This is a genomic window from Enhygromyxa salina, from assembly GCF_000737335.2.
GTDB classification, from domain to species: Bacteria; Myxococcota_A; Polyangia; order Nannocystales; family Nannocystaceae; genus Plesiocystis; species Plesiocystis salina_C.
In genome coordinates, this window is sequence record NZ_JMCC02000006.1 from 80,653 (window position 1) to 106,793 (window position 26,141).

The 26,141-nt window shown below is 64.7% G+C and carries 19 protein-coding genes and 1 tRNA gene; 15 read left to right on the forward strand and 5 right to left on the reverse strand.

The window, feature by feature from the left end:
- Positions 1-7 precede the first annotated feature (7 nt).
- The 3 genes from DB30_RS03080 to DB30_RS03085 all read right to left on the reverse strand — a co-directional run bounded on the left by DB30_RS03080 (position 8) and on the right by DB30_RS03085 (position 2,472).
- The gene (locus tag DB30_RS03080) at positions 8-1,483 is read right to left on the reverse strand and encodes a prenyltransferase/squalene oxidase repeat-containing protein (RefSeq protein ID WP_146657931.1); all 1,476 of its coding nucleotides are present in this window, start codon (positions 1,481-1,483) and stop codon (positions 8-10) included.
- Positions 1,484-1,840: 357 nt separating this feature from the next.
- Entirely contained in the window at positions 1,841-2,008 is a 168-nt protein-coding gene (locus DB30_RS41185; RefSeq protein WP_205632892.1) for a hypothetical protein, read from the reverse strand.
- Positions 2,009-2,196: 188 nt separating this feature from the next.
- Complete coding sequence (locus DB30_RS03085; RefSeq protein ID WP_146657933.1) at positions 2,197-2,472, reverse strand: hypothetical protein; 276 nt, start codon at positions 2,470-2,472, stop codon at positions 2,197-2,199.
- Between the two features lie 76 nt (positions 2,473-2,548).
- On the opposite strand from DB30_RS03085, the gene DB30_RS03090 reads away from it, so the two are divergent.
- Positions 2,549-2,773 carry a hypothetical protein gene (locus DB30_RS03090; protein WP_146657934.1) on the forward strand — a complete coding sequence of 75 codons (225 nt, stop codon included), beginning with the start codon at positions 2,549-2,551 and terminating at the stop codon, positions 2,771-2,773.
- A 9-nt stretch (positions 2,774-2,782) separates the two neighbouring features.
- A complete protein-coding gene (locus DB30_RS03095) occupies positions 2,783-2,938 on the forward strand; it encodes a hypothetical protein (RefSeq protein WP_153258202.1) in 156 nt (51 codons plus the stop codon).
- 18 nt (positions 2,939-2,956) lie between these two features.
- Here the strand turns inward: DB30_RS03095 and DB30_RS03100 are convergent, their stop codons facing one another.
- Positions 2,957-5,824 (reverse strand): serine/threonine-protein kinase, encoded by a 2,868-nt coding sequence (locus DB30_RS03100; RefSeq protein ID WP_052546468.1) that lies wholly within the window; start codon positions 5,822-5,824, stop codon positions 2,957-2,959.
- A gap of 104 nt (positions 5,825-5,928) precedes the next feature.
- On the opposite strand from DB30_RS03100, the gene DB30_RS03105 reads away from it, so the two are divergent.
- On the forward strand, positions 5,929-6,540 hold the full coding sequence (locus DB30_RS03105; protein WP_240480151.1) for a tyrosine-type recombinase/integrase: 612 nt from the start codon (positions 5,929-5,931) through the stop codon (positions 6,538-6,540).
- 35 nt (positions 6,541-6,575) lie between these two features.
- Here the strand turns inward: DB30_RS03105 and DB30_RS03110 are convergent.
- A tRNA-His gene (locus DB30_RS03110) sits at positions 6,576-6,649 on the reverse strand.
- 128 nt (positions 6,650-6,777) lie between these two features.
- On the opposite strand from DB30_RS03110, the gene queF reads away from it, so the two are divergent.
- The 12 genes from queF to DB30_RS03170 all read left to right on the forward strand — a co-directional run bounded on the left by queF (position 6,778) and on the right by DB30_RS03170 (position 26,134).
- A complete protein-coding gene (queF, locus tag DB30_RS03115) occupies positions 6,778-7,134 on the forward strand; it encodes a preQ(1) synthase (RefSeq protein ID WP_052546470.1) in 357 nt (118 codons plus the stop codon).
- A 160-nt stretch (positions 7,135-7,294) separates the two neighbouring features.
- Complete coding sequence (locus tag DB30_RS03120) at positions 7,295-8,740, forward strand: OmpA family protein (RefSeq protein WP_052546471.1); 1,446 nt, start codon at positions 7,295-7,297, stop codon at positions 8,738-8,740.
- 66 nt (positions 8,741-8,806) lie between these two features.
- Positions 8,807-9,739 (forward strand): ferredoxin--NADP reductase, encoded by a 933-nt coding sequence (locus DB30_RS03125; RefSeq protein WP_052546472.1) that lies wholly within the window; start codon positions 8,807-8,809, stop codon positions 9,737-9,739.
- 488 nt (positions 9,740-10,227) lie between these two features.
- Complete coding sequence (locus DB30_RS03130; RefSeq protein WP_052546473.1) at positions 10,228-10,671, forward strand: hypothetical protein; 444 nt, start codon at positions 10,228-10,230, stop codon at positions 10,669-10,671.
- 255 nt (positions 10,672-10,926) lie between these two features.
- A complete protein-coding gene (locus tag DB30_RS03135) occupies positions 10,927-11,187 on the forward strand; it encodes a hypothetical protein (RefSeq protein WP_205632893.1) in 261 nt (86 codons plus the stop codon).
- Positions 11,184-12,056 (forward strand): ASCH domain-containing protein, encoded by an 873-nt coding sequence (locus DB30_RS03140; RefSeq protein ID WP_052546475.1) that lies wholly within the window; start codon positions 11,184-11,186, stop codon positions 12,054-12,056. The genes DB30_RS03135 and DB30_RS03140 overlap by 4 nt, the downstream gene beginning before the upstream one ends.
- Positions 12,049-13,125, forward strand: coding sequence for a DNA adenine methylase (locus tag DB30_RS03145; RefSeq protein WP_146657936.1), 1,077 nt, complete (start codon positions 12,049-12,051; stop codon positions 13,123-13,125). The genes DB30_RS03140 and DB30_RS03145 overlap by 8 nt, the downstream gene beginning before the upstream one ends.
- Before the next feature lie 272 nt (positions 13,126-13,397).
- Positions 13,398-16,157, forward strand: a complete 2,760-nt coding sequence (locus DB30_RS03150; protein ID WP_165703605.1) for a DNA-methyltransferase — start codon at positions 13,398-13,400, stop codon at positions 16,155-16,157.
- 63 nt (positions 16,158-16,220) lie between these two features.
- Positions 16,221-19,559, forward strand: coding sequence for a hypothetical protein (locus DB30_RS03155; RefSeq protein WP_052546478.1), 3,339 nt, complete (start codon positions 16,221-16,223; stop codon positions 19,557-19,559).
- 3 nt (positions 19,560-19,562) lie between these two features.
- Positions 19,563-22,769: a protein kinase domain-containing protein gene (locus DB30_RS03160; RefSeq protein ID WP_052546479.1), complete on the forward strand. Its 3,207-nt coding sequence runs from the start codon at positions 19,563-19,565 to the stop codon at positions 22,767-22,769.
- Positions 22,766-25,681 carry a DUF1156 domain-containing protein gene (locus DB30_RS03165; RefSeq protein ID WP_165703606.1) on the forward strand — a complete coding sequence of 972 codons (2,916 nt, stop codon included), beginning with the start codon at positions 22,766-22,768 and terminating at the stop codon, positions 25,679-25,681. The genes DB30_RS03160 and DB30_RS03165 overlap by 4 nt, the downstream gene beginning before the upstream one ends.
- Positions 25,682-25,699: 18 nt before the next feature.
- On the forward strand, positions 25,700-26,134 hold the full coding sequence (locus tag DB30_RS03170; protein ID WP_052546481.1) for a hypothetical protein: 435 nt from the start codon (positions 25,700-25,702) through the stop codon (positions 26,132-26,134).
- The last annotated feature ends 7 nt before the right edge of the window (positions 26,135-26,141 follow it).

Genomic DNA, 26,141 nt, shown 5'->3' on the forward strand with positions numbered 1-26,141 from the left:
GTGGCTCCTATTGGCTCTGGACGAGCGGGGGCGGTGGTTCGGGTAGCTCGACGAGGTCACCTTTGGGAAGGTGATCCAGCATGAACACGTACGCGTTCATCCCGTGACAGACCGAGTCAGTTCGAACGTCACGATCGAGTGTGTTCCAGAACAAGCCCCCCGCGGCCATGTCTGGATTCCTGACAACAAAAGAATTTTCAGGTGTGTAGGTGTATTGCATGAGCAGGCGAAACAGCAGAATGACCGCACCACGATATTTGGTGCATCGCTCGCTGTATTCGCTTGGGCACTCACGATAGAGCACGGACAGGACCTCAGCGAGCCAGCCGTTGCCGCTGCTCGACAGCGAGGCCGACCAGCGGCCGTGGCGATAGACGTCAGCCGGGTTGGTGATCTGCCGCTTCAACAGATCGTCTGCGCACGCATAGACCTGCTCGCGCACGCCCGCGTCGTTGCTGGCCTTGGCGAAGTCAAACAGCGACAGGATCATCCACGAGCTCGAGACCGGGTTGGGCTTGCGGTAGCCGTCGCCGACGTAGCAGCCCTCGCGCTCACGCTTGGCCAGCATCCAGCCAGCCGTGCGGGTGGCCCCCTCCAGGTAGCGCGCGTCACCGGTGGCCACATACATACGCGAGAGCGCCGAGAGCACCTGACCGGTGTAGAGCACCGACTCCTCCTCGACCGGCGCCCAGTTGCCGTCAGGATCCAGCCGCAGCTCTGGCGTCACCCCACCCTCTTCATCTTGCATGGTCAGCAGCCAGTCGGCGGCCATGCGCGCGGCCTGAAGCTGGGTTGGATCCCCCGTCAGCTGGTGCAGCTCGAGCAGCGTGAAGATGGTCTTGGAGGAGGTCCCGACGACGAGCCGAGGCTCGCGCTCTTCGTGGGTCAGATCCAGGGAGTAGTGAAACGCCCCATGGCCAGGCTGGCCGGGGGCGACTCGTTGCATCTTGAGCAGGAATTCCGTTGCGCGCTGGATCGGCTCGGCCAGGCTCGCGTCATGGGTCTGGGCCTGAACCGCGAGCAGGGTGTAGATCGTTGACGCGGTGTAGATGGTGTGCAGCTGATCTTCGAAGCTGTCGGTTGCCGCGTGGTAGCGCTTGTGCACGCCGCCGTACCGGGGATCCATCATGCGCAGGAGGTAGGCGGTGCCCTCGCCAATGCGCTGGCGCACGATGTCGGCGTTTAGGTGGCGCACGGGGACGAGACCATCGACGTACTCGAGCGCCTCGCCCTCGTGCTCGACGAGCGCGAACTCGTGCTTGGGAAGCTCGACGACGAACTGCGCCTGCTGTACGAGGGACTCCGACAGGTCGGCGGCTGTGAGGACCTGTAGCGTGGCGTGCATCAGGCTGACGCAGAGATCGTCATGCTCGGAGGTGGCCCGCCCGACGAGCTCGCCGTGGGAGTAGAGCGAGACGACGGAGTGGATCGGGCCGGGGAGATCGGGCAGGGTGCAGGCCGCGATCGGGCCGTCAGATGCCACGTTGCGGACGAAATCGAGGATTCTGGAGCGGAACGCTGGGGCGGTGTCCAGGGTGGCGGCTCGCTCCTCTGTTTGCTCGGGTGGGCTTGGATTGGATCCGCAACCGGCGAGAGAGAGGGCGAGGACGAGGCTGGTGGCAGCCGTGGTTTGCGTGAAATCGAGCAATCTGCGACCGCGGTAGCGCGAGGTGTCCATTGTTCTAGTTCATGGAGCGAGCTGGGGCACCCAAAATGTAGAGAAAGTTAGTGTGACAATTCATGCTCGTTATCGCTTCCACCCTGAGCTGCGCCGCGGTCGAAATAGCCCACCTGCGGTTGGGCGGAGCGCTGGTCATTTGATGCCAATCTGTGGTAGCAACTAGCTGGCGTCAGCCAGGCCGCGATGATGGTGTTGGTGCAGCTCGGCTTCATCGACCGCGTCGCCAACCTCGTCTTCATCGGGCCGACGGGCACGGGCAAGACCGTGCGACGGCTGCCACAGATCGGACTGGCCTCCTGCCTGTCGGGCGTTCGATTCAATGCGCACGGCGCTTGGAACGGAATCGACAATGAGCGAGACTTTGCAGTCCTGTTTATCCTCGTGGTTGGTTGCAGAGCCCAAACGATTGTTCTGCCCGACGAACTCGTGGCGAATGGGTCTCGCCGACGCGCCCAGCTCCCGCCAGGGGCGCCTTCGGCGAGGCCAGCCCGGCGTCAGCGACGGTGGGGTCGGGATCAACCCACTCGCCGATCACGACTGGTGCCGACCTCGAAGGGCTCGCCGGCGCCGGTGCGGCCGACGGGGCTGACGAAGGCGAGTCCCTCGGCGAGCATGGTCGAGCCGACCGCGGGACCGAGGCCGTTGGCGTCGGGTTCGAGACCGCGATCGACCCGCTGGGGAGGGGTGCGTGGCGCCTGGCGGGGCCAGCCGACCTGCCACTGCATGCGGGAGTCTGAAGGAAATGGGTTGGTCGGGATCAACGCCGGTGGCGCTGACGACAACAACAACATGAACGCAGATGGGGAATCCTCACCGCCCCGCGGAGGCGCGGTCGCTCCCAACCACAAATTCGCCTATCCTCTCACGATGCAAATACGACGCGGCCGAATCCAAAACGGCGCCGTAGTGCTCGCCGATCCGACCGGCATACCGGAGGGCGCAGAGGTCACTGTGCTCATTGGACGTCCACAGGATCCCGTAGACGTCTCGGACGAAGAGCTCGCGGAGATCGACGCCGGCCTCGCCGAGGCACAAAGTCCTCACCGAGTCGACGCACGAGCGTTCCTTCGAGAGCTGCGCCGCGGCGCGTGAGGCGTCGCCGTGTTCGTGGTGAAGTTCGTGCCGCGGGCGGCACGACAGGCTGCCGAGGTGGACGACTGGTGGGGTTGGAATCGTGACAAGGCGCCGGATGCGTTCCACGACGACTTTGCCGAGCTCTTGACGATGCTCGAGCACATCGCGCATCTGGGCCGATGAGCGTCGGCACTCTTCCAATTACGGCGCGGCGATGCATATGCCGTCTTCAGCGCTACACTGGCCTCGAGCCAGGCACATCGTGCTCGCCTCGCAACCCGCATTGGATGTAGCGATACACATACCATCTTCTTGCGCGCACTTACCGGACACTCGACATTCCTTGCTTGTTTGACAGTCAGCGTTGGACGCAGCCGTGCAAATTTCATCTTTAGCTGTGCACCATCCAAGTTCTATGCACCCCTTGCTCATCTTGCAATCGGCATTGGATGTGGCCGTGCAGCGATCGAGTTTGGCAGTGCATTGACCGTGGAATTTACACTGCTCGCTCCTTTTGCAGTCGGCGTCGGAGCCGGTGATACAGTTGCCCAACTTCGCAGTGCACCGGCCATAGATTTTGCAGTCCGAGCGCGTCGTGCAGTCCACAGGTGACTCTCCCTTCGCAACTGCTGGTCGTTTGCGGTTCAACGTATCCAGTTCTAGGCTCAAGATGCGCAGTTCCTTCTTGAGTTGCGCGAGACGGGCATCTACTTTCGCTAGTTCGGTCTCGCCAACCTCGATTTTCCCAACCAGGTCCGCGAGGTCAGCCGGTCCCAACTCAACATTTGCTAGTGCATTTCGCCAAGTACTCAACCGCATCATGAGTCGATTCCTCTCAAGCGTTAGATCGATCTCTCGGTCGCTTGCCTCCTGCACCTTTTCAGACAATCGCGAGAATTGTGCGTACGCTTCGCCAGTCTCCGAGTTCGCCACTTCTGCCATGAGTTTCAACTCACGCTCACGCTCCGCCGTCGCGCGTGCCCGTTCCGCCGCCACACGCTCTCGTTCCTGGTAACCCAATGCTGTCACAAGACCCGCAAGCACGAAAGCTGCAACCATCGCCAACTGCCAATTTCGAACCAGCGCACGATTGGCTCGCAATAGCATTGTCTTCCACGCCACAGCCCTGCTCATGCAAGTCTCCAGTGCGTGACGCATTTCGGACGCGGATCGAAAACGGCTCCTTGGATCATGCTGCGTTGCCCGCCGCACCACCTCGACCAGTGCCGGCGGTTCGCCAAACAAATTCCCGATTGACGGTTCCTTTTCCAGGGCCATGCCGGGTGAACGCTCAAGCAAGAGAAAGTGAAGGAGCCTTCCAAGGCTGTAGACGTCCGCTCGTTCGTCAGCCCGCTGTTCGAGTTCAACAAGTTGCTCCGGTGCGGCGAAAATTGGGGTCCCGAGTCCCCCCTCAACGGAAGTGGACAATGAAGTAGCGAACTTGATGTCGGCGATGTCGAAATCAGTCAACACTGGCGCGCCTCGAACATCTAGCACAATGTTGGCCGGCTTGATATCGCGGTGAATCACGCCGTTTGCATGGGAGTACTCTAACGCCGCGCAAACCTCGATCATCACTTCGATCTTTTTCTCAAGATCCCAGTTGAGTCGCGCGATTTCCCGGAGATCGCCTCCTCCAAGGAGTTCCATCGAAAATGCGAGCCCAGTTGAGTCGGCGCTGTAGAACTCGACCACGCGACCCGAGCGGCCGTGCCGTTTACGGCGAGAAGGCTCGCTCAATAGCTTCATCGCACGGATACTACGACCAAATCGATGTAGCATTTGTCCCTCTCCGAGCGCTTCGAGGCGGAAGACCTTCACGGCGACCTTCCGTTGTCGGACCGAGTCGTAAGCCTCCCACACGGTCCCAAACGTGCCGTATCCGATGATCTTCTCTAGTCGAGCGCCTGCGATCACGCTATCTACATCGGGTATGCAACGTCGCCGCACGAACTGGATCGCTTCGTCAATCACAACAGTGTGCGCGAGAGACTCTGGCGAGCCTGGCCGCAACGCTCGGCGTGAGTAGAGTCGGTCGACGATGGTAGCGACAGAACTAGCGATCGCGCTCTCAGGCGTCTGCACCGGAGTTTGCTTGGTCGAGACGCTGAAATCTAGCGAGCCCGCGAAGGCGTCGATGAGCGCTCGCATCGATTCGAAACGCTCGCACCTATCAGCGTTGAGCCCTTTCAGGAGTACCTTGCGAAGCCAGTCCGGCACGTCACTCCCGCGCGGCGGATCACGGAACTCGCCACGTTCAACCGCCATCCACAGTTCCTCTTTCGTCTCGCCAAAAAATGGTCGCTCCTTATACAACGCTTCATAGAGGGCGACGCAAAACGAAAACTGATCGCTGGCTGTATCGGTCGGTCGGCCTCGAAACTGCTCCGGCGCCATATAGGCCGGTGTTCCGGCAATCCCGGTTCGTGGCGTTGCTCCGGCATCATCGGAACTGGGGTTCGCCTCCAGCGTCGCGTTCAGAGCGCGTGCGGAGCGGGCAAGTCCGAAGTCCATCACGCGAACGCGGCCATCGTGGCCACGCATCACGTTGCCCGGCTTAAAGTCACGATGGACGAGGTTCCGCTCGTGCGCCGCGATCAGACCTTCGGCCGCGTCGCGAAACACGGCGAGGGTCTCGGCCATAGATGGCGAGGCTTCGGCCAGCCAACGACCCAGGGTGACGCCGTCGATATACTCCATGACGATGAACGCGACACCATCGGCGACACCGATCTCGAACACCGTGACCACGTTCGGATGTGCGAGTTGAGCCATCACTCGCGCCTCGTCCATCAGTCGGCGGCGGTATTCGATGTTGCCGTGATCGCGGAGGGTCTTGACTGCGACTCTTCGGCTCAGTTGATTGTCATACGCAGCGTAAACCACCCCCATGCCTCCTCGTCCAAGTTCGCTTTGGATCGTGTAGTTCTCAAGCCGGCTGATCGCCCCCAGACCGGAGAGCTGCTCACCAACTGACGCGGCTGGCGAGTCTTTAGGTGGCCACTCAGCGACCGTGGCGGTGGCGTCCGCTCCGGCCTGGGCATCGTCAGGATCTCGCTTGTTGTCCATCTGCCGCAGTTCGCGTTGTCATGCTCGCACGCCCGTACCAGTCCTGGGAAGTCTCAACGATCATAAATGCGCCAGCCCCGGCACGAACCCGCAGCAGTCAGGAGATGGACTTCGACGAGTACGAGCGGATCGTCGCGGCTGCGAAGCGCATCGACCCACGGATCCACATCATGGTCTTGCTCGGCGGCGACGCTGGTCTACGCCCTGGTGAGATCCGAGCGCTCCAATGGACAGCGATCGACTTTCGTCGACGCCTGCTCACGGTCGACCGCGCGGAGTACGACGGCCACATCGGGCTACCAAAGCACGACAAGATCCGCCGGCTCCCCATGACCAAGCGGCTCACCGCGGCACTGCAAGCACACCGACACCTGCGGGGACCCAACGTCCTATACCGCGATGAGGGCACTGACCTCACCGTGAGGGTCGCACGCAGGTGGCTCCAAAAGACCCTCAAGCTCGCCATGTTGCGCGACCGAGGGCCCCATACGCTGCGTCACAGCTTTTGCTCCCACCTGGCCATGCGAGGCGCGCCCGCGAGGGCGATCCAGGAGCTCGCCGGCCACTCGGATCTAACAACGACCCAGCGCTACATGCACCTGTCACCCGCCGCCTTGGAGCGCTCGATCGCGCTGCTCGAGAACCGCGGGTCACTGTGTGAGCAGGACACTAACTCGCTTGGTTTTGGAGACATTGTGGAGACGGCGGATCCTTAGGATCCAAACTCCAACAATATCAAAGACTTAAGTAGGGCGGGTTATGGGATTTGAACCCACGACCTCCTGGACCACAACCAGGCGCTCTAACCGACTGAGCTAAACCCGCCGTCAGTTCGGAATGGACGCGCGTTCTAACACGCTCCCCCACCCCACGCTAGCCCCCTCGACCCCATTCTCGCCCCCGAGCAAGCTCACACCTTGACCGCGCCTGCCGCCCGGGGCACACACCGACCCGTGCCCAGCCAACCCTCGCGCGAGCTCGAGACCTTCGCCAACCCCAAGCCGGGCCGCGACTACGAGATCCGCTTCGAGTGCCCGGAGTTCACCTGCGTGTGCCCGAAGACGGGCCAGCCGGACTTCGCCACGATCCGGATCCGCTACACGCCCGATCAGCGCTGCGTGGAGCTCAAGAGCCTCAAGCTGTACCTGTGGTCGTTCCGGGACGTGGGCGCGTTTCACGAGGCGGTGACCAATCAGATCCTCGATGATCTGGTCTCGGCCTTGCAGCCCCGCGCGATGGTCGTCGAGGGTGACTTCTTGGTGCGTGGGGGCATCCACACGGTCGTGGAAGCTCGCCACACGATGCCGTAGAGGAACTTCGCCAGCGCCTGGGCGACCCGCGCTCGCACGGCGCAGCTCCACCCGCTGAACGCGGGTCTGGACCGTTGGTCGTCGGCGAACTGTTCGTTACTATCTCCCTGGCGCAGCCAGCGCGTTCCGCGACCCCGTCGCTGCTCGAAAAGGACATCCGATGCTCTCATCCGTCACCGCTCCGCTCCTCGCTCTGTTCATGTCGTTCGCCGGCTTCAACTGGAGCTACGCCTCGCAGACCGACACCAAGGGCACCGCAACGGTCGAGGTCACGGCCGACGAGAACCTGAGCAACGTCAAGGTCAAGATCCGGGGCTCCGATGGGACCGAGGTCGACAAGACGATCAACGTCAAGGCTGGCAAGAGCACCAAGGTCACGTGGACCCAAAAGGGCAAGCAGGTCGAGTACGAGATCAGGATCGAGGCCAGCGAGTCGTTCACCACCGGTAGCTTCGAGGTCCAGCGCCCGATCGCTGGCGGCACCCAGGGCGCGCTGGCCCTGCAGAGCAGCCGCGAAGACATCGTTGACGACCAGAAGATCCGCTACAAGACCCCGTTCACGCTCAGCAGCCACGAGCTTCAGGTGTTCAACACCGACGGCGACATGATCGTGGACGAGACCGTGACCGACAAGGTCATCAACGCGGGCGAGTCGTTCGAGATGAGCTGGCGGACCGCGGACGAGGTCTTCATGATCAAGGTGACGGGCTCGGACGACACCGGCTACTCGGCGACCGACTCGCGGGTGCCGTGGTCCGTGCACATCCCCCACACAGAGGTCAACTTCGACTCGGGCAAGTACAACATCAAGCCCGACGAAGAGTGGAAGGTCGCCGAGGCGTTCGCGGTGCTGGTCCACGAGCTCGACCACCTCGAGAAAGCCAACAAGGCGATCGACGATCTCGATCCGGCCAACAAGACCTCGGCCGACGACATCACGGTCCAGCTCTACATCGTTGGCTACACCGACACGGTCGGCAACAGCGCGGACAACAAGAAGCTATCCGAGAACCGCGCCAAGGCGATCGCGCAGTACTTCGTCGACAAGGGAGCGTGGTGCGAGATCCACTACGCCGGCATGGGCGAGAGCGGGCTGGCGGTCAACACCGGCGACAGCGTGGACGAGGTCCGCAACCGGCGGGCGCTGTACATCCTCAGCCCCGAGACCCCCGCTGGCGGCGGCCAGGTGCCGGGCGGCGGCGCGTGGAAGCGGCTCGCCGAGGCCCGGCCCCGCATGATGCAGAAGCTGCCGCCGCTGCCAGACGCGTACATCAAGTACAAGGAAGAGCAGCGGCAAGCGCGGGAGGCCAAGTTTGGCGTAGGCAGCAGCGGCAAGATCAGCAACGGCGACGGCGACTCCGACGACAGCGGCGGCTCCGGCGACTCCGACAGCTGGGACGGCGGCTCGGACGACGGTGGCGGTGATTCGGGATCGAGCTCGGGCTCGGGCTCGAGCAGCGATGGGCCGCCCGCGGTCGACGGTGAACCCGGCGCGACCAAGCAAGGCTGCGCGGTCGAGCAACCCGCTGGCGGCGCAGGCCTTGGGCTGCTCGCTGGGCTGTTTGGCGTGCTCGGGCTGCGTCGGCGTCGGCGTCAGCTCGGCTGAGCGATCCCAGCTAGGGCCCAGCCTTCGCTTCACGCGACCGCCTGACGCGCGTATGCTTTGGGGCGCATGGCCCCTCGCACGCTCGAATACAACGCTACCCTCGAGGCCAAGGTCGACATGTCCGACGTCCTGGCCGTGTTCAAGGTCGTCCCCGATACGCCGATCCCCGAGGGGCGCTGGTTCATCCCCGGCCAGTACTTGACGCTTGGGCTCAACAACGAGGCCAAGCCCGAGCTGGGCAGCGTGCGGCGTGCGATGTCGATCGCGTCGGCGCCCCAGCAGCGCCGGACCATCGACTTCTATGTGCGCTACGTCAGCACCCCCGAGAGCGACAACCCGCTCACGCACTTGCTGTGGAACATGAAGCCCGGCGATCGCATGAGCATGACCACCCGGGCGATCGGCAAATTCAACATCGACGACACGATCGGGCTCGAGGACAAGCGCCTGAAGATCCTGGTCGCCGCGGGGACGGGGCTCGCGCCGTTCACGTCAATGGTGGAGTCGGACATCGAGGTCGATCCCAAGGCGGATCTGAGCTCCTACGTGCTCTTGCACGGGGCCAGCTACCCAAACGAGATCGGCTACAAAGAGCGGCTCGAGCAGCTCGCGCGTGACAATGGCCTGCACTATCTGCCCACGATCTCACGACCCAAAGAGGCGCCAGAGTGGAAGGGCGACACCGGCCGCGTCGAGGACTTCTTCAAGCCAGATCGGATCACGGCGCTCGAGCAGGCAATTGGTCTAAAGCCCGGCGAGCTGACACCCGAGCGCGCGGTCATCTACATCTGCGGGTTGACCGGCACGATCGCCATGACGATCGAGCGCCTGCTCGGCCGCGGGTTCGTGCCATTTCATCGCAGGATCCGGCGCGAGCTCGGGTTCGATGACGCGGTCGAGTCGACGATCTATTACGAACAGTACGACAACGAGCCGGTGCTCAAGGTCAAAGATCCGGTGGAGCTCGCGCGCCTCAAGGCGCTGCTTCCGGCGTCGTAGACAAGCTCCCGCAACACGGGGAGTGCAGCCGCTCACGGCCCGCGCAGCAGCACACAGTCGAATTTGGCCCCAGACGCGACCAGATCCACGCAGGTCATCCCCTCTTCGTGGGCCTCGGCGATGTCCATGCCGGCTCCTAGAGCGCCAATCAGTTTGAATTCACGACGCCAGGCACATCTGGGACCGCCCCTGCCGTTGTCGGTCGGCGCTCGCAGTATGCCGGATACTATCAGCGGGCCCCCCTCAACCCGCTGAAAATTCAGGGCTAAACCTTCGAATTCAAAGGCCGTGACCCCGTAGTCTCTAAATTTCGATCGGGACAAATCGGGGTCGATCGGGACGTTTCGGGACGTATCGGGGCGACCAAAACTGGAGACGAGTTGGAGACGGGAATTTTGGCCGGCGAGTTGCACTGGGAAAAAAGTGAAAAATTGTTTTGAGCAAAACGGGTCTGCTGTGGCTCATGGGTGGGTAGCGAAGGAGGCGGCATGGCGCACGCACCACCCAAGACCATCAACACTCATGAACTGGCGACGCGGCTCGGGGTCCACGAGAAGACCATCCGGCGCCAGAGTATCGGGGGCCAGATCCCCGCTCACTGCTACAGCAAGGGTGGGGCGTACTCGTCCTACCGGTTCTTCGTCACGGCAGTCGAGTACCTATGTGACCACGGCGACTGGCCGGACCAGGCCGCGATGGCGCGGTTTGGCCGCTCGCGGCGGACCGAGGTCGTCGACAGCTGGGACCGGGCCGGCCTGCTGGCCGGTCTGCACCTCGGCGGGCTCGGCGCGGCGTTGAGCGGGATCGAAGACACGAAGGTGCTCTACCAGGCGCTCGCGTTGGAGGCGGAGCGCCGGAATCGCAAGGGCGCGATGGCGTTGATGCGCGCTCGGCTCGCGGAGCTCGAGGTAGGAGAAGCTGATGCCGCCTGAGTTCGGGCGGCGGGGACGTGGAGCTCACCAGCGCCGGCTACCGCGGCGCAGTGGTTCCTGGCCCGTCGTGAGTTGATGTTTGAGTAGGCCGACGACGCGCTCGCGTCGCGGTCATGAGTCGAGTGAGTCGAGCTGCGCTCGCGCCGAATGGATGGCGCGCGAGGGCGGCGACGACGGGAGAGACGTGCATTCGCGGGCCCGCGTTGGCGGGCCCGCGTGGAGGTGAAGTTCATGAATTGTGGTGCCCAGAACCTGATGCGAGCGGTTCGACCGCTGAACTGGACCGAGTGTGGCGTGGAGGCGCAGCGGTGGTGGGAGACGGGGCCGCCGGGCGTGGATGAGCGTCGGGCGGTCGTCATCTGGTTGCGTGATCTGGGAAAGGTCGCGTGGTGGATCGCCGAGGGCGAGCGGACGCTGGCGCTCGGGTTTGTCGAGAGTTTGAACCCGCCGAGTGAGGAGCTGCTCGAGCAGGCGAGGCGCTCTGCGGCGCAGCGGTGGTGGGAGATCTACACGTGAGCCGCTACGAGCAGGCGAAGGCCGAGCTCGAGGTCGCGCTGGTCGGGGCACCGAAGCCGACGAAGCCGGTGCAGCTGCGGTTGGTCGCGGAGCCGGTCCGCTACGCGGCGATCACCGTGATGCAGCCCTACGCGTGGTTGCTCGCGCACGCGGGCGAGTGGCCGGAGCACGTGCCGGGTAAGACGATCGAGAATCGCAGTCGGCGGACGAACTATCGCGGACCGGTGCTGATCCACGTGTCGCGTCGGTGGGAGCGGGTCGAGCTGCGGTTGGAGGAGTTGCGGCGGCTTGGGTTGGTGGGAGGCGCTTGCCCGGAGCCGACGCTCGAGGAGATGCGATCGCAGCTCGGCTTGGTGATCGCGGTTGCGGAGCTGAGCCACTGCCGACAGATCGGGGATCGAGACCCGCACCCGTGGGGGATCGCGGGCTCGTGGGGGTGGGAGGTCGCGGATGCGGCGTTGGTGGAGCCGTTCGGGCTGAGCGGGAACACGGGGCTGTGGTACGCGCCGCCGAACATAAGCGTGCGGCGGCTGGCGGCCTGGCTCGAACTCGGCGGATTGCCGGCTGGTGCGGGGCTTCGTGTGGATCCGGCGACCGGGCGTGTGTCGACGCGGGTGGCCACTCTCGTCGAGGCCGCCCGAGTGGTGCTGCAATCTGGGATCTCGAGCTTCGCCCACGTCGTCGAGCTCGGCGGTGAGCGGCTTGCCGCGGGCGAGCTGCTCGCTCGCGCGGCCGAGGAGCATGGTGAGGTCGACACGGCCGCCCGTCTCCGCAGCTGCGCGAGTGCCCGGCGGGTTGTTGGCGCGGGTCGTGCGGGCGGGGTTGATCGCGGCTCGCACGAGGTCGCGTGTGGAGGCGAGCGTGGCTGAACTCGACGAGATCATGCTGGCCGAGCTCGGCGAGGTCCGCGATGCGCTTGCGCGCGCCGAGTTCGACGGAGACACCTTCGCGGTCGCGCTGGGCCATGCTCGCCTCGCGGAGATCGTGGACTCGCGGGTGCTCGGGCAGCTGCTCGCCCCGGCCGTGAAGGCTGAGCCCTCGAAGCCGTTGCGGCTGCCCGTACCTTACTACGGGGGCAAGTTCGGGGCTGCGCCGCTGATCGAGCGGGCGATGGGGCCGATCGTCAACTTGGTGATCCCCTTCGGCGGCTCGCTCGGTTGCCTGCTCGGTCGGTCCGAGCCCGCGCGAGTCGAGACCGCCAACGACAAGGACGGGCTGATCGTCAACGCGTGGCGGGCGATCAGTAACGACCCGATCGCCGTGGCCAAGGCGTGCGCGATGCCAGTGCACGAGTGCACGCTCGACGCAGTTCACGGATGGTTGCTCGACAACCGCGAGTCGCTCACGACGCTCCTGCGCTCGGACCCTCGAGCCCACGATGTTGCTGCGGCCGCGTACTGGTTGTGGGGCCGGTCCGTGTGGCTCGGTGGGAGTTGGTGCAACCCTGGCAAGCGAGGCCCGCGAAAGGCCAAGGTCGCCCTCCGTGGCGGCGAGACCGGGCCGGGGATCGGCCAGGGCGTACTCAGCTCGAAGATCCGCGACGAGCTGCCGGCCTACTTCACCGCGTTGGCCCAGCGGCTTCGCCACGTGCGGATGACCTGCGGCGAGTGGACGCGGGTGCTGCGGGACTCCGTGACGGTCAGCCACGGCGTGACCGGGGTCTACCTCGATCCCTGCTACGACCTCGGCACCGGTCGGCGGCCAGACCTGTATGGGATCGACGAGCCCGAGCAGTCGGCCGAGGTCCGAGCGTGGGCGCTCGAGCATGGTCCGCACCCGCGACTGCGGATCGTGCTGAGCGGACTCGGTGACGAGCACGCCGAGCTCGAGGAGCATGACTGGTCGGTGATCACGTGGCGCGGGCGAGAGCGCCTATGGCTGTCGCCGCACTGTCGGCGCGAGGACTTTGGGCCGCTGTTCGAGCAGGGGGCCGCGTGACTGGGGTGGTCGTCGGCGTGGTCGTGGGTGTCGTCGCGGTCGCGGCGTGGCTCGGTGGTCGGGGCTGGCGGGTCAACGTGGCGGTGCTGCCGCGGAAAACTGATCAGGCCGCGATGCTGCCGCGGAAAACTGATCAGGGGGCTCTCAACTTTCCTGAGACAGATTCGAAAGTGATCCAGGGGCCTTCTGAGGGGCAAGACTTTTCAGAAAAACTGATCGCTACCGACGGCAGTGAATTCGCGAGGGCGAAGCCCGCCAAGCCTCCGGCGCGCGTGCTGGTTGGCGCGCGCCCAGACGCGGGCACGACCTTGCGACTCGACGCGCCCGCCGAAGGCTGGCCCATATGGGTTCAACGAGATCGCGAGGATGGCCAGCTACTCGAAGCAGCGGGCAAAACGCTGGAGGTCAGTCTGCGCGGCTCCCGAGGCGAGACCCTGCAGCTGCGCGCCCGCGGTCAAGCGCGGCTGTTCGTCTGGGATGACCACGTCGAGCTCGTGGTCGGATCGCGAGCGCTCGACACCCTCGGCGGAATCGAGGGCTGGGCCCGCGCGTGGCTGACCTGGGCGACGGCGTGGCTGCTCGACCTCGAGCTGGATCGCGAGCGGCCGCTCGAAGCCGCGGACGAGCTCGGCTGGTACCCGGTCGCGGTCGACCTCGCGGCGGACCTAGCCGGCTGGGGGCCGCTGCTCGACGAGCACCAGGACCCGGACCGTTGGACGCAGCAGACCTTGCCCAAGCCAGTCCCCGCGACGCAGGGCCGTCTCACCTCGCTCCAGCTCGGTGAGAAGTGCAGCAACCCGTTGAGCTTGTACGGCTACGACAAGACCCGCTGGGCCGACCGAACGGGCCGCGGCGCCGGCTGGCTCGAGCGCATGCGCCAAGCCGGGCGGCAGCCCGACGAGGCCGTGTGGCGATGGGAGGTGCGCCTGCGAGGCGACGCGTTGCAGCTGCGCCCGCGCGGCCGGGATCAGATCCTCGTGGACTTCCGCCGCTGCGCAACGCTGGCGGATCAGCCCGCGATCGCCCGCGCGTGGACCTACGCGGTGGGCAACCCCGACTCGGCCAAGCCAAATGGCCACTATCGGCTCACGGTCGCGGCTGATCGCTTCGACGAGAACGGTCGCGGCTACCCGCTGACGCGCACGCGCCCCGTGGATCCGCTGTGGCGCCTGGTCCAGACCGCAGGCGGCCAAGCACCGGTAGAGAGTCTTTCGCAGGTTCGGGATCGCAGGGCCGCCGCCCGAGCCGAGTGGAAAGCCAAGGCCGAGGAGACGGCGCTACGCGGACTCGCGGCCTGCGTGGCGATCGACCACGCGGACCCGGACACAGCCGCACAAGCGGCGCTCGAGCGCGCCCGCGAGCTCGTCAGCGGACACGCATGGACAAGCGCGCACCAACGCCAGCGGTCCGCGACAGACGACCTACGTGATGACCCCGAATGGAGCTTCGAACCCATGAGCACCCAGCTACAGCTAGTTGATGACGACCAAGGCCCCACATCACCTGCCCCAAGCGACTCTCCGCGCTGGACCCGTCGCTCGGTTGACGCCCGCGAGCAGTGGCAGCGACGCGAGCTCGAGCACCACCCGTTCTCGGCGGTCGTGCGCATGATGAGCGCCGCCGAGCGCGAGCGAACGCGGGCCTCGATCGCGTCGACCGGCTACGACCGGGAGTGGCCGATCGTGCTTTACGAGGGCCGGATCCTCGATGGGCGCAACCGTGACGAGATCGCGTTCGAGCTGTGGCAGCAGACTCAGCGCGCGGATGTGCTCCCGAGCTTCGTCGAGCTCGTCGCGGAGGCTCCCGACCGCGGCGACGAGGCGGCGCTGCTCTACGTGCAGCAGCGACTCAGCGCCACCCGCAACCTCAGCGAAGGCGAGCGCGTCGCGGCGGCCTACAAGCTGTTTCGGCTCTACGGCGAGCGCCGACCACCGCGGCCGAAACTCGAGGGCGGCGAGCGCTACGCTCATCGCTCGGCCTCGGCCCGCGAGGCGGCCGAGGTCGCCGGTGTCAGCCCGAGGTCGATCGAGCGCTACGCGTACGTCGACCAGCACGCCACCGAGGCCCTCGGCCTTGAGCGAGCCGATGAGCTACTCGAGGCCGTCGAGCGCGGCGAGGTCACGGTCCGCGCAGCCGAGCGGCGCGTCAAGACAGCGCGGGCCCAGGCCGAGGCCGAGCGCCAAGCCGAGCAGCTCGCAGTGATCGGCACCGAGGACTCTGGCGAAGTCCCGCCTTGCGCGGGCGAGATCGTGCTCGACGCCCCTGGCGTGCGCCTGGTCCAAGTCGACGCGCTCACGCTGCTGCGCTCGCTACCGGACGGCTGCGTCGAGACAGCGTTCTTCGACGGCCCCTACGTGCTTGGTGACGCCGGCACCACGAACAAGGGCGGCGAGCGAGTCAGCGTTTCGCCCGGCGACTGGGACGCGCAGTGGAGCTCGCCCGAGCACTACCGCGAGGCGTTCTTGGATTCGCTGGCCATCGAACTCGAACGCGTGCTCTCGCCGACCGGCGAGGTGTGGGCCAGCGGTACGCGACACGTCGTGTTCGCGCTCGAGCGCGCCCTGTCATCGATGCCGAGCTACCGCCTCGCCCAAGACATCTGCTGGCTCAAAACGTCGCCCCCACCGCGCCTCCACCCCCAGTCAGGCTGGACCGACGATCACGAGCTCCTGCTCTGGTACCGCGCCCGAGACCCCCAGCACGCCAGCCGCGACGTCACCGACGCGAAGGCGATCCTCGGCACCGCCAACGCGACCTGGTCGATCACCCGCCCGAGCAACGCCGAGTACCGCTTCGGCCGGCACCCCACGCAAAAGCCCGAGCGCCTGCTCGAAGCGATCCTCGCCGCCCACCGCGGCCTCGTCGTGGACTTCTGCGCCGGTGCTTGCACGACCGCAGTCGCGGCGGTCCGTCAACGACGCCCAGTGCTCTGCGGAGATCTCCAAGCCGGCGAAGGCTACCTGGGCACCGGGCGCCTACGCGTCGCGGACGAACTCGCCAACCCAACACCAGGAACCTCTGATGACCGCTAGCCCGTACCAACTCCCGACCGAAAGGGGCCACAGCCCATCGTCGCCGATCTATGTCGTCACGCGATGGCCCTCGCCATGAAGAAGTGCGGACACCCCGTCGACCACTACTTGTGCACGCCGACCGGCCACGAACTCCCCGAGATGCTCACCCACTGGCAGCACCTCGAGACGCTGCTCGACAAGCTGCTGACCCAACTCGAGGCTGACGTCTCGGCCCATGAGTGCGATCTGACGATCCGCTCCTCAAGCCGCGACACATGGCCAGCTGACATGGCGGAGTTGGGCTCGACGTTTCAGGCGCGGCACACACGGTGGTCCTCGAACCGCTCGACTTCATCGTGCGACTCGTCGCCAAGCCCTGATCTAACGACCAGCGGCCCAATCTGGGCCACCTCTTCACCATCCAACCCGACCCCAAGATGTGCGATCGTGCCGCACCCGATGTCGCTCCTCCCGTTCAGCAACACCCTCGAGATCCGCGACGAGGTCCTCGACCCGCGAGGCTTGCTCGACATGGTCGACCTCGCCGCGCTCGACCTGAAGTCCCGTGGCCTCGTCGGTAAGGGTGCCGGTAGTGAGGTCATGCGTGACCCGGCGGCCTTCTTCTCGATCACGTACCCAACCGCCGAGATCGTCGGGACGCTACGCACCCTGTCCCAGCGCTGGACCTCCCCCGAAAGCGTGCCGGGCACAATCCTCCTCGCGGGCAAGTACGGCCTCGGCAAGTCCCATGTGCTGCTAGCCGCACACCACGCGCTCACGGCACCCAACGTCGTCAGCGAGTGGGCCCAGCGCTGGAACCTCGAGCCCATCGAGCTCCCGCCGGACCCAATCGTCCTCACTCGCAGCTTCATCCAGCGCTCCAAAGAACCTCTGTGGAAGATGCTGCTCGTCGGTCTCGGCCAGGACCCCCAGAGCGTCACGGACTTCCTCGACGGCGAGAGCATCGAAGCCGTCCTTGGCGACCGGCCAGTGTTCCTGATCATGGACGAGGTCGAGCGTTGGTATGACTCACAGGCTGCTCGAGCCCAGAGCCGCAACCGCAACTTCCTGCAGGCGCTCACCGAGGTCAGCATGCGGACGCCGAGGCTGACCTTCCTGACCTCGGTGTTGGGCGAGAAGCCCGAGCCCGCCGAGACGATCCGGCGCGTTCGCCCGCTCGAGCTGTCGTTCCGCTCAGCCGAGGATCGTCAGCGCGTCGTACTGTTCCGTTTGTTCAAGAACCGTGACTCCGAGCAGGCGAAGCAAGTCGCGGCCGAGGTCACCGACCAGTACATGGCCTGCTACACGAAAGCGGGCCTCGAAGACCTCGACTCGCTTCGCGCGCGCATGATTGAGTGCTGGCCCTTCGCGCCCGAGTTCCTCGACATCCTGAGCAAGAAGATCCCCAACGTCGGCGGCTTCCAGAACACCCGCGGGACACTGCGCTTCTTGGCCCACGTCGTCCGGCATACCCACGAGAGCCGGCCCTTGGTGAGCAGCCAGGATCTCCCGCTCCGCGATCAGACCATCGTGCAGGCCTTGTCCAATCTCGCAGGTGCCGACGAGGTCGTTCGGCGCGCGCTCGGTGACAACTACGACGTCGTGCCCGACAATCTCGCCCACAAGGACGAGCTGTTCAGCGCGTTGCTGTTCTACTCGGTTGCGGATCCAACCCGACCGGGCGCCACCCTCGAAGAGCTCCTCCTCGCGACGCTCGACCCCGGTGAGAATCCAATCCAGATCCGCGACTCCTTGGCGCAGCTCAAGCTCAGGGCGTTCAACCTGCACGAACGTGATCATCGCTACGTGTTCCTCGCGATCGAAAACCCCCATGCGCGGGTCACCGCCATGGCGAGCTCCGACCGCGTCACGCCCGATGCGGTCAACGAGAGCATCCTCGACGCGCTGAGCTCAGCCTGGGGTCTCGCAGAGCAGACAGCCATCTTGAAGCCGATGAACGAGGACGCTCTGCGTGGGGAGCTACGCGGCCTCCGTCGCCAGCGACCACGAATCGTGCTCTCGACCGTCGCACTCAGTAGCAAGGACCGGCTGCGCATCCAGAACCTCGAAGACCAGCGCAACCTCGTGCTCATCGTCGAGCCTAGCGTGCGCACCGACACCAACGCGGAGAACTACTCCTTGTTCAGCGACGAGGATCTGCTTCATCGCGCGCGTCGTGTCGTCGCATGCAAGCTGCTCCTCGAAGGTCGACCTGCGTCCGAGTCCGCTGTGGTCTACCGCAAGGTCCTCGATGACGACTCGAATCGCCTGCGTCGCCTGGTCACCGAGCGCTACGGCACCACGACGATCTGGGAGAAGGCCGGCGCGACCGACTCACAGGTCGATAGTTCCTGGTACGAGCTCCATGCCCTCGAGAGCTTCTCGGGCGCGGCCTTCCTCGAGATGGTCGCCAGGGATCTCACCGGCAAGCCCGATATCGTTCACGAGATCAGGAAACGGTGGGAGTCCTATCGTCAGCGCAGCGTGGCCGCGCTCTCGGATGCTTTCGACTCGACCCCTGGCCTGCCGATCCCACTCGACGCCAGCTGGGTCCCGCAGGCAGCCCGGCAGCTGGTCGGGGAGGGCGTGCTCTCGCTCGTTGGCGCCGACGGTTCAACACTACCTCGTCGCGCGGTAGAGAAGCTCAGCGACGAGCAGGTCCGCGAGTGCACGATCACCGATCCACAGGGGATCGAACCAGAGCCCGGCAAAGAAGAGCTGCTGCTGGTCCACACCCACGTGCAGGCATCCTACGACGGCAGCACCCACGCGGTCATGTTGTCGTGGAGCTACCCCGAGGATCGATCGGGTGCCGCCGACTTTCGCACGGTCGTTCAGCGCTACACCACTGTCCGAAACTGGGTCTGCGGCGAGCACCATCCCATTGACACGGATGACACCTACGAGGCCAATCGCCACTACAGTGCCGAGCTGGATGCGCAAGACAGTACAGGCCTGCAGCCTGGTCAGACCTACTACTACTACGTGTTCCTGATCTACGAGGGGCTCAATGGGCAGCGCTCCGTGCTGTCCCAGCGCTGCGATGTGTCGATCCCACAGGCCAAGAAGGCCGAGCGGGCAGACATCATCGAGACGGGCACGCAGTCCAGCAAGAACCGGCTCGTGATCGAGATCGAGAAGAAGCTCATGTCGGGCGAGCACATGCGCTCCGAGCATCGCGTGCGGAAGATCGAGGTCATCGTCCGGGCCGTGTCCGGCCCCGAACTCGGCGAGAAGCTGGCCGAGAAGCTTCATCTCAAGGTCGGCGATGCGCTCTCGCTCGCTGCCGATCTGACCTTCTCGGTCCGCGGCGAGTACAACCGCCAGGAGGTGCTCGCGGTCCTGCGCGCGCTTCCGGACTTTGCTGGCGCCAACTACACCGCCAGTTTGTATCTGCGCCAAGACACATCGGGGAACTGAGCGATGGCCCAGCTCATCGACCTCGGGGGCGGCCCTGTCAACCAATCCGAGCGCGAGATCTTCGAGATCTTGGTGCGCGACTTGCCGGGTAGCTGGGCTGTCGCGCCCAACGTCAACCTGCCCCACCCACGGACCGGTCACGCCTACGAGTACGACGCCATCGTTATTGGACCCCACGCGGTGTACGTCGTCGAGATCAAGGGCTGGCGCCGACAGATCCGTCAGCTCAACCGCGAAGAGTGGCAGCTCTCGGGCGGGCAGGTGGTGCGGAACCCACTCTCGCTCACCGATCAAAAAGCTCGGGTGCTGGCCTCGGAGATCAAGCGCCACCGCTGGGCGTCGGCGGGTGCTCCCTATGTTCAGGCCTGTCTCGTCGTGGGCAGCGACCGGGCCAGCTTTGCCGTCAACGACGCCGACGCCGGTCGCTGCCTGCGTCCGTCCGAGCTGGTCGCCTATCTGCGTGACCCGCAGCGTCTGTCGACCGACCGGGCACCGGGCGACTACCGCCGCGATCTCAAGCGCCTTGGCGACCTCATTCGAGGGCAGTTCGAGGGCAAGCCAGAGAGCCCCCGCCGCTACGGTAGCTATCTGGCCGCGGACCTCCAGGAGCGTGACCAGGAGTCCGCGGTCTGGCTGGGTCGACACGCCTTGCTCGATGACGCTCGGATCTACCGGATCCGCGCCTGGTACCTCTCGGAGTACCGCTACACCCCCGAGCAGCGAACCGAGCGCATCCGCGTGCTGCGTCGCAACACGGACGCCCTGCACAAGGTCGGCGAACACCCCTGCATCGCGCAGCTGCGTGACTTTGGCGAGCGCGAGGGCGAGTTTTACGAGGTCACCGACTGGACCGTTCAGGGCACCCTCAAGACCGCGCGCGATCGTGGCGTCCTCGACAAGCTCCCGGTCAGCGAGAAGCTCTCGATCTTGCGCGACGTTGCCCGCGGTCTCGAGGCCGCCGCAGCTCACGACATCGTGCACCGGGCCCTCTCGCCCGCGGCCGTGCTGTTGACTGCTGACGGGCACGCGCGCCTGTGCGGCTTCGATCGAGCGTGGTTGTTGGAGTCAGCTGGGACCGTGTACGGCGCGGCGCCTCAGATCAGCCGCACGTACCTGCCGCCCGAGCTGCGAGACGCCAGCGACTATGAGGTGTTCGACAACAGCGACCTCTACTCACTGGGAAAGGTGGGGCAGTTCTTGTTCGGAGAGTGCGTGCCGCCCGAGGTCGCCGAGCTTCTCGATCTCTGTTTGCGCGACGACCCAGGCGAACGCCCAGACAACCCGGCCGCGTTCCTGCACGAACTCGAGCTAGCGATTCGTCCGCCTGAGCCTGAGCCCACACCCGATCCCGAGCCCGAGCTCGAAGCAGAACTCGAGCCCGCGAAGGCTCTACCCACGTCAGGCCGGCCACAGCTCGAGCCCGGCGACATCATCGAGGGCGTCAACATGGTGCTCAGTGAGCTCGGGCGCAGCGCAACTTCGACGGTCTATCGCGTCGACAACGAACCGCTGGGTGAAGTGTTCGCGCTAAAACTCGTGCACGCGCCTGCGGCCGGCTACGACCCGATGGAGGAGTTTCGGCTGCTCCGCAAGTTGGATTGTCCGCACGTGCCACGCGCACACTGGTGTGGGCGCACGAGCCTCGGGGCTGGGCCCGACCTGTCCTACCTGCTGCTCGACTACATCGAGGGTCCGGGGTTGCGACAGGTCATCGATGACGGCCCCGTAGAGGTCGAGACGGCGCTCGATCTCATCGACGACTTGCTCGCTGCTCTCGAAGCTCTGCACGGCAGCGGTGGCGACTCGCTGCACCGCGATCTCAAGCCCGAGAACGTGATTGTCGGTCCCGAGGGGGCGGTGCTCCTGGACTTCGGCCTCGCGCGGCCAACCACGGACGCCGGAGCGACCCCGGACGGCACCTTGCGCTACACACCGCCTGATTTGTCCGAGAGTGGCTGGGATGCGTCGGCCGACCTGTTCGCCCTGGGCTGCATCGCCTACGAGCTCCTGGCCGGCACTTCACCGTGGGATGGCCTCACCACGACACAAGCGCCTGCGTCGCTGGAAACTCTTCGGGGCGAGGTCACCGAGCGGGTCTCGAGCGTCTTCGCTCGCAGCCTGGCGGCGCGAAGTTCCGAGCGCTACTCCGACGCCTCCACCATGCGCGCAGCTCTGCGTGAGGCTCGGTCTTCACCCAGCTTGCCCGAGCCCTCGGCGCTGACCGAGGACTCGGGGGCGAACGCAGCTCAGAGTCTCGAGCCTGACGAAGAATTCGGGGTGCTAGCCACCGATGTCGATCTGTGGACCGCCGCCCGGGTTCAGGCGATCTCCGAGCATGCTCATTTGCAGATCCCTCTGGCCAAAGCGTTGCTCGACTGCATCGTCGAGCCGGTTGACGAGAGCCCCGAGTCGCTGCTCTCGGCCTTGCTCGCCAGTGAAGCGCGGGCCAAGGCGCTCGAGCTGCCTTTGGCCGAGGCCTTGGGCAGCTGTTACTCGATGCTCGCCAGTGAGCAGCTCCCGCTCGAACTCGGGGATGACGCAGGCGATTCGGACGAGGATGACCCGGCTCCGAGGGTCGTCGAGCTCGACGCCGAGGATCGGATCTTGCGGGTCGACGGGTTGCACTTCACCGAGCTCCGGTATGTCGAGCGGCTGGCTCTACAGTTGGATCGCACGACGACGGCGTGGGTATGGTGCGCTGGGGCGACTGACCCGGCCGTTGTCGCCGAGACCGATGCCGCCTTTGCTCGCGCATTGTCCGGCGGTGCGGGGGCGGCCTGTGTCTCGCTGCCGCGAGGAGCGCGCGATGAACTCGACTTGCCCGCGACGTTGCGTGCCCGACGCAATGCCCTGCAAGAACACCTGCGCGGGGCGCTCGAACAGCCTGGCGCGCTCTGGGTGTTGAGTTGTTGGGGCACGGTCTACCTCGGCCATGGCCTGCGAACCGATCCTGGCGAAGGGCTCGGGGAGCGGGCGGCTGCGATCCGTGATCGATGGGCTGCCGCGTTCCCCGGCGCGCGGGTCGCGCCGGATGCCGGAGACGCGCCACCGCGTGACAGCCTGCATGTGCGGGTTGGCGGCGGTCGACGGTTCGCGGTTGGTCGATTAGCGTGGCCCGACCCACCACGAACGCCGTGGTTGCAGGCTGGTGGGCTGAGTCTGCCCGAGCGCCTGCTGATCTTGTTGCGCATCTCGCGAGGAACCCCGTGACCAAGGACCGCTACATCGAGCACTCGTTTCCGATCGTGCAGCTCAACCCGCTGAGCGTGCGCGAGCGCAATGCGTTCAAGCCGATCTACAAAATGCATAAGTGGTTCGCTCGGCGATCGAGCAGCATCTTTCGCGCGATCTTGCTGGCATCGGCGCTGCCCTACAAGGATGAAAAAGGGAATGTCATCGACTTGATGAAGGAGTTCTACAAAGGGCATGGGGAAGACCTGCGGATGCGGCGGCCGGACGGGAGCAGGTTGCGCGTGTTGGATCCGTTTATGGGAGGCGGAACGACGGTGGTCGAGGCATTGCGACTCGGGTTTGACGTTGCGGGCATCGATTATAACCCGATAGCTTGGTTCGTTGTAAGGGGTGAGACCACGCTCATTGACATTGAGGCGTTCGACGCTGCCTATCGGCGCATTGAACGAAAAGTTCGTGACCCACTTCTTAATAGCTATAAGACTGTATGTCCTATATCACAAAAGGATGCAGACATCATCTATGGTTTTTGGGTCAAACAGGGCATCTGTACGGATCCTGAATGTAATTCGAGGACTGATCTTTTTAGTTCATATATCGTGGCAAGGAAGCGGGACGGGTTTCTTGTTCCCTACGCTGCCGACGTGTTGTGTCCGTCGTGCAAAGCTATCTTTGACTGGGAATTCGAACACGCATCGATTACGGCGGGTGGACCGCAGGTTAAAGGCGACAAACCTTGGGGGAAAGGGAGGCCGGCCGAGACGAAATATGTGTATGGTAACCCAACAGCGGGCGTGGCATGCCCCGTTTGCGCTTGCAAAGTGACGCAGGCTGCTCTACAGAAATGCAAGGCTGGGACCAAACGAGTGGCGGTGCATGTGCTACTCGACCCAACTTCCGGCCAACTGTTTGAGATACGAGGCAAAATACCCGACGAAGTCAAACTCCCCAACTCGGATGTGGCATTTGATCCCCGTCATGCCGCCGTGCAGGGGAATGGGAAGTTCGTGTGTGCGACCTGTGGCCGACGACAGAGCATCGTTGACTCTGCAAGGACGCATGGGCGGCCCCTGCCTTTTAGGTACTACGCGTTCTATGCGCATACTCCTCATGTTTCGGGCAAGAGCGAGGTTGCACGAGACACGGGGCTCGCTACAACTCACAACAAGTGGTTTGGTAGCGTGAAGGATGCCGATCTCAAGAAAGCTACATCCTTCACAGAGGATGACGTATATGATCCACGAGAAAGCATGATCCCGCACCAGGTCATCGATGAGGGGTACAATACGAATCGCCTCACGATACACCAATACCGGCGATGGGTAGATAGCTTCGGTGACCGTCAGCTGTTTTCACTAGGCAGGATTCTCAAAGCAATCACAGAAGAGTCTAGTGCTGAAATCCGAGACGCTCTCCTGGCTGCATTTCAGTTGACATTGGGCTTTCAGTCTTGGTTGACGCGATTTAATGTTGCCGGGAATAAGATTGAGAGCGTTCAGGCGGGGCATGACTACAGGAACCCAACTACTGTTGCGGAGGGCGCAACTTTCGGCGCGGCTCTGGAATTGGGTCGAGGTACTTTCGTGAATTGCGTTGATGCCGTCAGGTCAGGGATTTGCTATATGCAAAACCTCGATTTATTAGGCCCGGACTTGAATTCGGTCGGAGTGGACGACGTTCCCGGATCCCAGTGGACCCCTAAGCTGAGGTGCGGGCCGGCTACCGAACTTGGCGAGTTCTCCGCGGGCGAGTTCGATATGATCGTGACCGATCCTCCCTACGCCGGATCCGTACAATATGCCGAGATGGCCGACTGGTCGTATGTTTGGCTACGAACGGCCCTGCATTCTGAATACAGCGAATTTATTCCTGAGACGACACTGAAAGCTCAAGAGATAATAGAGAATGGGGCCGACAAAGGCCCTGCGTTCTTTTTTGCCGAGATCACCCGCGCCTGGAAAGAGTGTCACCGAGTCCTCAAAGACGACGGCCTTCTCGCGTTCACCTTCCACCACGCCGAGGGCGACCGCTGGACCGGCCTTCTCACCTCCCTCTTCGACGCCGGTTTCTACCTCATCGCCGCCTACCCAACCCACTCGGAGGCCCTCAATTCGATCGTCATCCAGGCAACCAAGGGCATCACCTACGACATCATCCACGTTTGCCGCAAGCGCCTCGAGGCCCCCGAGCCAATCCCCTGGTCCCGCCTCCGCCGAGATGTCCGCAAGCAAGCCCGCGAACAACTCGCGGAGATCGAGCAGGGCAAGGACGTCCTCCCCGGCCCCGACGTACAGATGATCCTGATCGGCCGCGCCCTCATGCTGTTCAGTCGCCACTACGGCAAGGTCCTCGACCGCGACGGCCACCCGATGAACCTCGATGAAGCCATGGAGCGGATCCTGCTCCTCGTCCGCGAGGTCCGTGGCGAAGAACTCCCGCTGCCTGGCAAACTCCAGGACATCGACAGCCTGTCCCAGATCGTGCTCCTTCACTTGGTCGGCAAGGAGGGCTGGTCCCGCGACGACCTCCACAAGGATCTGCGTGGCTACAAGCACGGGCCCAAGGCACTGCTCGACGCCGGCCTGGTCCGTCCCGTCGAGGACGAGAAGGCCAAGCTCGAGCCTGTCCCGCCCCTCGAGCGCCACGCCAAGGGCAAGCTGTCCAAACAAGCTGGCGGCCCACTCATCGACAAGGTCCATCTCGTCCTCGGAACCGTGGCGGAGGGCCACCCGATCGACGCGCTCATGCACGGATGGCGGGGCCAGTGGGAGCAGATCATCGAGGCGCTCGCGTGGCTGGCCAAGGCCGAGACCTCGCTCAAGGATCTGATCGCCCTCGTGCGCCGACAAATCGAAGGGCTCGGGCCCGAGGCCATCGAAGACGCGAAGGCCGGCCAGCTCACGATGTTCGCCCCGAACGAAGAGACCTAGAATGGACGGCTATCCGACATGAAGCAGGGCATCCACATCATCGAGCGTCGACGCCTCGCCGCTCTCGCGCGCGAAGGCGTCGACGTACCGCGGCCCTGGCTCGGGATCCTCGACGCGCTGCGCATGGTTCAGGGCCACCTGCCCGAGCCACTCGAGACCTCCCCGCTCGGACTCACCGGCCTCGACGGCTTGCTCGCGGCCGCCAACGAGGATCCGACCAACCTCCTGCGAGCCATCCGCGGAGGTCTCGTCGCGGCGCGGCGCTACTTCGCCTGGAAGAACATCCCGCTGGTGCTTCTGCTCGAGGGCGACGTCGACGATCCCCGCGACGACAGCGGGCTACACCTCGAGTACGTTGGCCAGCGCTGGGCGCTCGCGGCACTACTCGGGACTCACCTCGAGCCGGCCAAGCCCGGCGTCGAGGGCTGGTGGTGGGCACCACAGATCGGTTGAGGTGAGC

What these genes read in the sequence shown, in the direction of transcription:
- DB30_RS03130 (WP_052546473.1), top strand. Translation starts at nt 10,228, where the DNA reads ATGGCGCACGCACCACCCAAGACCATCAACACTCATGAACTGGCGACG.
- DB30_RS03100 (WP_052546468.1), bottom strand. Translation starts at nt 5,824, where the DNA reads ATGGACAACAAGCGAGATCCTGACGATGCCCAGGCCGGAGCGGACGCC.
- DB30_RS03090 (WP_146657934.1), top strand. Translation starts at nt 2,549, where the DNA reads ATGCAAATACGACGCGGCCGAATCCAAAACGGCGCCGTAGTGCTCGCC.
- DB30_RS03160 (WP_052546479.1), top strand. Translation starts at nt 19,563, where the DNA reads ATGGCCCAGCTCATCGACCTCGGGGGCGGCCCTGTCAACCAATCCGAG.
- DB30_RS03125 (WP_052546472.1), top strand. Translation starts at nt 8,807, where the DNA reads ATGGCCCCTCGCACGCTCGAATACAACGCTACCCTCGAGGCCAAGGTC.
- DB30_RS03135 (WP_205632893.1), top strand. Translation starts at nt 10,927, where the DNA reads ATGCGAGCGGTTCGACCGCTGAACTGGACCGAGTGTGGCGTGGAGGCG.
- DB30_RS03155 (WP_052546478.1), top strand. Translation starts at nt 16,221, where the DNA reads ATGGCCCTCGCCATGAAGAAGTGCGGACACCCCGTCGACCACTACTTG.
- DB30_RS03105 (WP_240480151.1), top strand. Translation starts at nt 5,929, where the DNA reads ATGGACTTCGACGAGTACGAGCGGATCGTCGCGGCTGCGAAGCGCATC.
- DB30_RS03085 (WP_146657933.1), bottom strand. Translation starts at nt 2,472, where the DNA reads ATGTTGTTGTTGTCGTCAGCGCCACCGGCGTTGATCCCGACCAACCCA.
- DB30_RS03120 (WP_052546471.1), top strand. Translation starts at nt 7,295, where the DNA reads ATGCTCTCATCCGTCACCGCTCCGCTCCTCGCTCTGTTCATGTCGTTC.
- DB30_RS03170 (WP_052546481.1), top strand. Translation starts at nt 25,700, where the DNA reads ATGAAGCAGGGCATCCACATCATCGAGCGTCGACGCCTCGCCGCTCTC.